Raw genomic sequence first — 231 nt, forward strand, 5'->3', positions numbered from 1 at the left:
GCTCACTCCGTCATCGGCTCCGCTTCCTTCGCGGTCCAGCTCACGCTGGAAATGCTTTTCTCCATGCTCATCCGGCTCGCGATCTGCTCGAGCTTCTGCTGATCCTTCGGATGCAGCTTCAGCGTCGCGGTCACCTTCAGCCGGTCCGGCTGGTCGGGCACGTCCTCGCTCGTGAGGCTCTGGAACGACAGCGGCTTCGCATACATCGCGTTCGACAGCAGCGTGCGGATG

At 62.8% G+C, this 231-nt stretch carries 1 pseudogene; it reads right to left on the reverse strand.

Annotated elements, in window-relative coordinates:
- Nucleotides 1-2 precede the first annotated feature (2 nt).
- Nucleotides 3-231 (reverse strand): annotated as a pseudogene (locus tag AAEY55_RS18670) (hypothetical protein); the annotation flags it as partial.

Source organism: Pseudoalteromonas sp. 120-MNA-CIBAN-0494 (assembly GCF_040308885.1).
Taxonomy (GTDB): Bacteria; Pseudomonadota; Gammaproteobacteria; order Enterobacterales; family Alteromonadaceae; genus Pseudoalteromonas; species Pseudoalteromonas nigrifaciens.